This is a genomic window from Elusimicrobiota bacterium (assembly GCA_026388095.1).
Classification (GTDB): domain Bacteria; phylum Elusimicrobiota; class Elusimicrobia; order UBA1565; family UBA9628; genus UBA9628.
Genome location: JAPLKL010000018.1, coordinates 115,608 through 122,515, shown reverse-complemented (window position 1 = coordinate 122,515; position 6,908 = coordinate 115,608). Strand labels below are relative to the sequence as shown.

The 6,908-nt window shown below is 62.6% G+C and carries 6 protein-coding genes; all 6 read left to right on the top strand.

Annotated elements, in window-relative coordinates; all coding sequences use genetic code 11:
- Positions 1-1,246: proton-conducting transporter membrane subunit (locus tag NTY77_05310; protein ID MCX5794892.1), on the top strand; the 1,246-nt coding region annotated here is incomplete at its 5' end.
- Complete coding sequence (locus NTY77_05305) at positions 1,243-2,688, top strand: NADH-quinone oxidoreductase subunit M (GenBank protein ID MCX5794891.1); 1,446 nt, start codon at positions 1,243-1,245, stop codon at positions 2,686-2,688. The genes NTY77_05310 and NTY77_05305, both read left to right, overlap by 4 nt.
- Positions 2,685-4,055, top strand: coding sequence for a proton-conducting transporter membrane subunit (locus NTY77_05300; GenBank protein ID MCX5794890.1), 1,371 nt, complete (start codon positions 2,685-2,687; stop codon positions 4,053-4,055). The genes NTY77_05305 and NTY77_05300 overlap by 4 nt, the downstream gene beginning before the upstream one ends.
- Positions 4,055-4,411 (top strand): NADH-quinone oxidoreductase subunit A, encoded by a 357-nt coding sequence (ndhC, locus tag NTY77_05295; protein ID MCX5794889.1) that lies wholly within the window; start codon positions 4,055-4,057, stop codon positions 4,409-4,411. The genes NTY77_05300 and ndhC overlap by 1 nt, the downstream gene beginning before the upstream one ends.
- A gap of 53 nt (positions 4,412-4,464) precedes the next feature.
- Positions 4,465-4,938 (top strand): NADH-quinone oxidoreductase subunit NuoB, encoded by a 474-nt coding sequence (gene nuoB, locus NTY77_05290; GenBank protein ID MCX5794888.1) that lies wholly within the window; start codon positions 4,465-4,467, stop codon positions 4,936-4,938.
- A gap of 411 nt (positions 4,939-5,349) precedes the next feature.
- Positions 5,350-6,846, top strand: a complete 1,497-nt coding sequence (locus NTY77_05285) for an AAA family ATPase (GenBank protein ID MCX5794887.1) — start codon at positions 5,350-5,352, stop codon at positions 6,844-6,846.
- Positions 6,847-6,908 lie beyond the last annotated feature (62 nt).

The following is a 6,908-nucleotide window of genomic DNA, read 5'->3' as shown; positions in this document are numbered from 1 at the left end:
CCCCGGCATCCCCCCCGGCCTCTTGGCCCTGCTGGGCGTGCTCTTCGTCTGGGCCGCGGCCGGCAAGTCCGCCCTGTTCCCGCTCTATTTCTGGCTGCCCGACGCCATGGAGGGCCCCACCCCGGTCTCGGCGCTGATGCACGCCGCCACCATGGTGACCGCGGGCATATTCCTTCTGGTGCGCTCCTGGCCCCTGATACGTCTGGTGCCGGGCCTGCCCGAGTCCATCGCCATGGTGGGAGCCTTCACCGCGGTCTTCGCGGCCCTGCTCGCCGCCACCCAGACCGACCTCAAGCGCATCCTGGCGTATTCCACGGTGAGCCACCTGGGCCTGATGGCCTTCGGCCTCGGCCTGGGCCAGGTCACGGCCGGGGTCTTCCACCTGGTGACGCACGGCTTCTTCAAGGCCGTGCTCTTCCTCTGCGCGGGCATACTGGCGCACTCCGCGGGCAAGTCCACGGTCACGGTCTCCGAGGTGGGGGGGCTGCGCCGCCAGATGCCGCTCACCTTCCTGTGCTTCCTGGCCGCGGCCCTATCCCTGCTGGGCTTCCCTTTCACCGCGGGTTTCTACAGCAAGGACGCCATCCTCGACGCGGCCTTCGCGCACGGCGGCTGGGCCATCCCCGCGGGCTTGGCCATAGCGGCGGGCAGCTCCTTCTACATCTCGCGCATGCTCTTCCTGACCTTCTTCGGCCAGCGGCCCGAGCAGACGCCGCCGGCTCATCCGCATGAGGCGCCGCCGGTCATGGCCGTGCCGGTGGCGTTCCTGGCGCTGGGCGCCGTGGCCGTGGGCTGGCTGGGCCGCGGTCTTGTGCGCATGCTGGGTTCCGGCTGGCCCCGGAGCGTGCCGGAGCCGGAATTGCCCGCGCTCTCCCTTGGGGTCTCGGCTGCCGGCGTGGGCATGGCGGCCCTGGGCGCGGCAGCCGCCTACTGGCTGACGCTGCGACGGCCGTCCTGGGACTGGGACTGGCGCCGCCGGCGGCCGGCGCTCGCGGCCTTCTTCGCCGAGGACCTGGGCTGGCGCCGGGTGCCGGCGGCCTGCGTCACGGCCGCGCTCTGGTTCGCGGACAAGGTGGGCCGGGTCCTGGACCATGACTTGTGGGACGCGGCCATAGAAAGTTCGGCCGGCGTCTGCCGCCGGCTTTCCGACGCGGGCAGCGGCCTGGCCGCAGGAAGGCTTTCCGATTCCTTGTGGTGGGTCATGAGCGGAGCGGCGGCGCTCTTGGCCTGGGCGGCGTCGCGATGAGCCAGAACTGGCTGACCCTGTTCTGGGTCCTGCCCGCCGTCGGCGGGCTGGTCGTGCTCCTGGGCCGGCAGGGCCGCTGGCCGGCCTTGGCCTTCTCTGTGGCGACCGCCCTCTACGGTCTGTTCCTGCTGGGACCCGCCTCCATGGGGGCCTGGCACGTCCCGGCCGCAGCCTCCCCTTCGTGGGCCTTCGGCATCAGCTACGCCTTGGACTGCGACGGCCTGTCCTTGTCCTTGTGCTGGCTGACCGCCTTCCTGACCTTGGCCTGCTTCATCGCCTCCTGGAACAAGGACTTCTCCCCGGGCTACTGGGCCGCGTTCCTGTTCCTGGAATCGGCCCTGCTGGGCGTGTTCCTGGCCCGGGACCTGTTCCTCTTCTTCGTGTTCTGGGAAGCCGTGCTCATACCCATGTTCTTCATCATCGGGCTCTGGGGCATGGAAGGGCGGCGGCATGCGGCCATGAAGTTCTTCCTGTTCACCTTCTTCGGCAGCATCTTCCTGCTCCTGGGCAGCATCGCCTTGGTCACCCGCGCCCACGCGGCCACGGGCGTGTGGACCTGGGATATCGCGGCTCTCAAGGGTCCGGGCGGGACCGCAGGCCTGGCCATCTTCGCGGCCATGGCTTTGGGCTTCGCGGTCAAGATCCCCTTGGTCCCATTGCATACCTGGCTGCCCGACGCGCATACCGAGGCCCCGGCCGCGGGCTCCGTGATGCTGGCCGGGGTCCTGCTCAAGATGGGGGTCTACGGCTTCCTGCGCATCCTCTGGCCGGTCTTCCCGCAGCTGAGCCTGGAGCTGATGCCCTGGCTCATGATCCTCGCCGGGATCAACGTGGTCTACGGCGCCTTGTGCGCCATGGCCCAGAAGGACTTGAAGCGCCTCATAGCCTATTCCAGCGTGGCGCATCTGGGCTTCTGCCTGCTGGGCATCCTCTCCCGCACTCCCGAGGGCCTGCTGGGCGGGAGCCTGCAGCTGCTCAACCACGGCATCACCACCGGCACGCTCTTCCTGCTCGTGGGATTCCTCTACGACCGCGGCCATCGCCGGGGGCTGGATGATTACGGCGAGCTTTACAACCGCGCGCCATGGCTGACCTTCTTCTTCGGCTTCGCGACCATGGCCTCGGTGGGACTGCCGGGACTCAACGGGTTCGTAGGCGAGTTCATGTCCTTGATCGGCGTGGCGCGGGCCATGCGCGGGTTCGTCTTGATCGGCGTGGTCGGGGTGACCCTGTCCGCGGCCTACGCCCTGCCGGCTTTCCAGGCCGTGTTCCTGGGCCCCGCGGGCAAGGCTTCGGTGAGCGGCAAGGTCACGGACCTCGACGTCCGCGAGGCGTCCTTGCTCTGGGTGCTCTGCGGCGCGATGCTCGCCATCGGCCTCTATCCGGCTCCCTTGCTGCGCATCCTGGAGCCGTTCCTCCTGGGGTTGGTGCCCGTCCGATGAGCCCGCTGATCTCGGCGCTGGGGCTGCTGGGGCCCATGGCCGCGCTGTCCGCCGGAGCTTTGGCCGTGCTGGCGGTCGGCATGGGCGCGACGGCCGCGCGGCACGTTCCCTGCGGGCTCGTCAAGGCTCTGGCGGCCGCGGCCGTGCTGCTGGCCCTGGCCCTTTCCTGCGTCGCCCCCGAGGCCGTGAGGGCGCCGTTGTTCCGGCTCGACCTCCTGGGCGGGAGCATGCAGATGGTGTTCCTCGCCGCCGCCCTGCCGCTCATCTACATCATGGACCCCGGCGACGAGGTGCCGCCGGCCCTGGTCCTGGGCAGCCTCATCGGCATGGCGCTGATCGCGGCGGCCGGCAATCTCCTGGCGCTCTTCATCGGCCTGGAGCTGATGTCCGTGCCCGCCTACCTGCTGGTGGCGCGCTCGCGCTGCCCCCAGGCCTTGGAGGCGGCGGTCAAGTATTTCTTCGCCGGGAGCGCGGCCGGAGCGCTCTTCCTGATGGGGATGGCCCTGCATTTTTCCGCCGCCCGCAGCCTGGACCTGGCCCCGGCGCCGGGTGTCATGGGAGAGGCGGGCCTGGCGCTGATGATCGCCGCGGCCCTCTTCAAGCTGGGCGCGGTGCCCCTGCATTTCTGGCTGCCGGACGTGTATGAGGCCTCGGACCCGGAGCTGGCGGGATTCTTCTCCACCGGCCTCAAGGCCGCGGCGGCGCTGCTGCTGGCGCGGCTGGCCGGGCTCTCCCAGGGGCCGGTCCTGGCCGTCCTGCCCTGGGCCGCGGCGCTGACCATCCTGTTCGGGGCGGCCGTGGCCCTGCGCCAGCAGCGGCTGCAGCGGCTGTTGGCCTACTCCTCCATCTCTCACGCGGGCTATATGATGCTGGCCGTGGCCGCCTGGGCCCGGCAGGGGCAGTCCGCCTCGGCGGCGGGCGCGCTCTTCTTCTACCTGGGCGCTTATCTGTTCATGAGCGGCGGGACTTTCCTATGGCTGAAGGTCTCCGACCTCTCCAGCCGGGAGCAGCTCAAGGGGCTCGGGCGCAGGCGTCCGGCGCAAGCCATGGTGCTCAGCGTCCTGCTCCTGGCCTTGGCCGGGACCCCCCCGACGGCGGGTTTCGCGGCCAAGTTCCTGGTCTTCTGGGAGGCTTTCAAGGCCGGCCTTTATGCGCCCTTGCTTCTGGCCGGCCTGGGGGCCTTGGTGTCCTTGGGCTATTACCTGGGCATGGTCCGAGACATGTATTTCGACGAGCCCGTCGTCGAGCTCGCGGCCGCGCCTGAAGCCCTGGCGCCGCGCGCCTTGGTGACGGCTCTGGCTGTGTGCGCGGTCCTGCTGGGCTTGATGCCCTGGCTGGTCGACGGGCTGTGGGCGGGGGCGCGCTGATGAGCGCCGTGGCCTTCGTCCTCAATCTCGTCGCGGTGGCGGCCATCGTGGCGTTCCTGGCGAATGCGGGCAAGCTGCTGGGCCCTGAGGCGCGGCATGAAGGCGATGCCGAGCTTCCTTATGAAACGGGGCTGCCTCCGCTGGAAGCGGCGGGCTTGGGGATGAGCGCCTTGTACTGGCGCTTCGCGGTCCTGTTCGTGGTCTTCGACGTGGACTTGGCGTTCCTGCTGCCTTGGGCCCTCAATCGCGGCGCTTTGCACGGCCACGCCGTGGCCGCGGTGACCATCTTCGTGGGACTCCTGGTCTTCATGCTGGGCTATTTCTGGCGCAAGGGGTGTCTCTCATGCCGCCCATGACGAGCAAAGCATTCCCTGAGGGTCGTCAGGGCGAGGGGACTTCCGTCCCCTCGCTGATCCAGCAACTGCCCGAGGGCAACCTCGTCACCACGCAGGTGGACGCCGCTTTGGGCTGGGCGCGCAAGTACTCCATATTCCAGTATCCGTTCGTGACCGCGTGCTGCGGCATGGAGTACATGTCCGCGGCGGCCTCGCACTACGACATGGACCGCTTCGGCGCGGGCTTCCCGCGCTTCTCGCCGCGCCAGGCCGATCTCTTGATGGTGGTGGGCACGATCTCGCACAAGATCGCGCCGGTGCTGCGGCGCATCTACGACCAGATGGCCTCGCCCAAATGGGTCATCGCCTTCGGGGTGTGCACCTGCACGGGCGGGTTCTACGACGATTACTCCACGGTGCAGGGCATCGACACCATCCTGCCGGTGGACGTGTACATCCCGGGCTGTCCGCCGCGGCCGGAGATGGTCCTGCACGGGTTGACCTTGCTGCAGGAGAAGATCCAGAAGCAAGGGAGAAGGGGGCGATGAACAGGCGTGATTTTGGTAGTAACAATGCATAACTATTATAGGGCCTTTTGCGCCTAGGATGTTCAGGAGGATTATGTATCAAGTTAAGTTAAGTCGTCGCGGTAGATCAACCGGCTTGTTCCAGTTCACTTTTGAGGATTTCATTCGTGGCTATGGGGGAGCGATTTCTGGCGGTACGAATCGCAGAGGCCGTTTTGTTTGCAAGGTCCATCCAATGCATAAGTTGTGGATTGTTTTGTGGCCGCAGCCTCAGATTTGGAAGGGCATAAATCTTTCCAATCATGACCCCGTTCGGGCTTTCGGTTGCTTAATAGAGTTTGATGCCACTATGGCAAAAGACGAGGCGCATTTCTTTTTTTGAAATAATTGAATACAACTAAAGCTGAACAGGCGTACAGTCACATAGTGACAATGATCGAAGCCCTTGAGGCGCGGGCAGGAGATTTCCTCATTGGCTACAGATTGGCGTTTCCAAAAGATCAACAGGTCGAATACGACAACCAACCGCTCGATTTTGTTGATGAAATGGTAGCTCTCCACATCTGGCGCACATGTAATGATGTCCAGTTCGGAACTGAAGCCCAAAACGACCTTCTTAAACGCTTGCTTCAACGCCTGGGACCTCGAATTATGCAAGCAAATGGGCAATATCCAAATGTTTGGTTGAAATACCTCAGATTTTCCCATCGCATTCTCATTGATGCCGCAACGGAAATGCCAGATTTTAAGTTGCGCCCTCCGTATGGTATCCATGGGATGAAGTGCTGTCTTGACGAAGCTAGCGATCTATTAATTTCTGCTTGGTATTTTGACAATCGATCCGCTCTCCCAGATTCAAAATCTTCAAATAAACGGCTTGTTCCGCCTAATATTCCTCAAGAAGGATGGAACTCAGGCGGCTTGGTCGGTCTTGTCCGAAAAAGCTTTTATGAGATTTCCCAGTACCTCATGTATTTTGATGGCGATTTGGACCAGCGTGAAGAGCGCTCTCTTTTACAACTCTCTCAGGGATTGCATGATTTGCCCCCTCGTCTCTGGAGGCGTCAAAACAAATCTAGACCAATAGCAGAAGTGCTAAGCGATCTTGATAAATTGGTAGGGCTTCGGGACATTAAAACTGAAGTAAAGGATCTAATTACTTTTCTTGGAGTGACGAAGCAACGAAGTAGTCTTGGCCTTCGCGCAACGGCCGTATCAAGGCACCTTGTGTTCACCGGGAATCCTGGTACTGGAAAGACAACCGTAGCCAGACTACTGGCCGAAGCCTTTGGTTCCGTGGGCCTTCTTGAACACGGACATTTGGTCGAAGTTGATCGCAGTGGGCTTGTTGCTGCATATGTCGGACAAACTGCGTTAAAGACAAGTGCCGCAATAAAAAAGGCCATGGGGGGTGTACTCTTTATTGATGAGGCTTATTCCCTCGCAGGATCAGAGGGTAATAGTGATTTTGGCCCGGAAGCCATCGATACCTTACTAAAGGCGATGGAAGATCAAAGGGATGAATTTGTTTTGATTGTCGCTGGTTATACGAACGAAATGGCTAGATTCCTCGCATCTAATCCTGGGCTCGAATCAAGATTCCGAAAGAAATTTAAATTTCCAGATTACACCGAGCAGGAGCTGATTGAGGTCTTTTCCAGGTTTTGTGCAGAGCACGATTATGTTCTAGAACAAAGTGGAGTGGAACAGTTCTTAACTCAAGTGTTTAGCGACTTACGGAAACGCGACGGCAACAAATTTGGCAATGCCCGTGTGGCACGGAATCTTTTTGAGTTTGTTGTTGAGGCTCAAAGCGTCCGAATTGGGGGACTTAATACCTCCATAAATCTGAATGACGCAAAGAAAATTACCCAGGATGACTGTCTCGAAGGTTTGCGTCGAATGAAGCGGACATTTGAAAAAGAATAGATCGAATGACGCTCGGGCCGTCACCGAAATGAGGAAGCAAGCGCCAAGTCGTAAATGGAGAC

What these genes read in the sequence shown, in the direction of transcription:
- NTY77_05300 (MCX5794890.1), top strand. Translation starts at nt 2,685, where the DNA reads ATGAGCCCGCTGATCTCGGCGCTGGGGCTGCTGGGGCCCATGGCCGCG.
- ndhC (MCX5794889.1), top strand. Translation starts at nt 4,055, where the DNA reads ATGAGCGCCGTGGCCTTCGTCCTCAATCTCGTCGCGGTGGCGGCCATC.
- NTY77_05285 (MCX5794887.1), top strand. Translation starts at nt 5,350, where the DNA reads ATGATCGAAGCCCTTGAGGCGCGGGCAGGAGATTTCCTCATTGGCTAC.
- NTY77_05305 (MCX5794891.1), top strand. Translation starts at nt 1,243, where the DNA reads ATGAGCCAGAACTGGCTGACCCTGTTCTGGGTCCTGCCCGCCGTCGGC.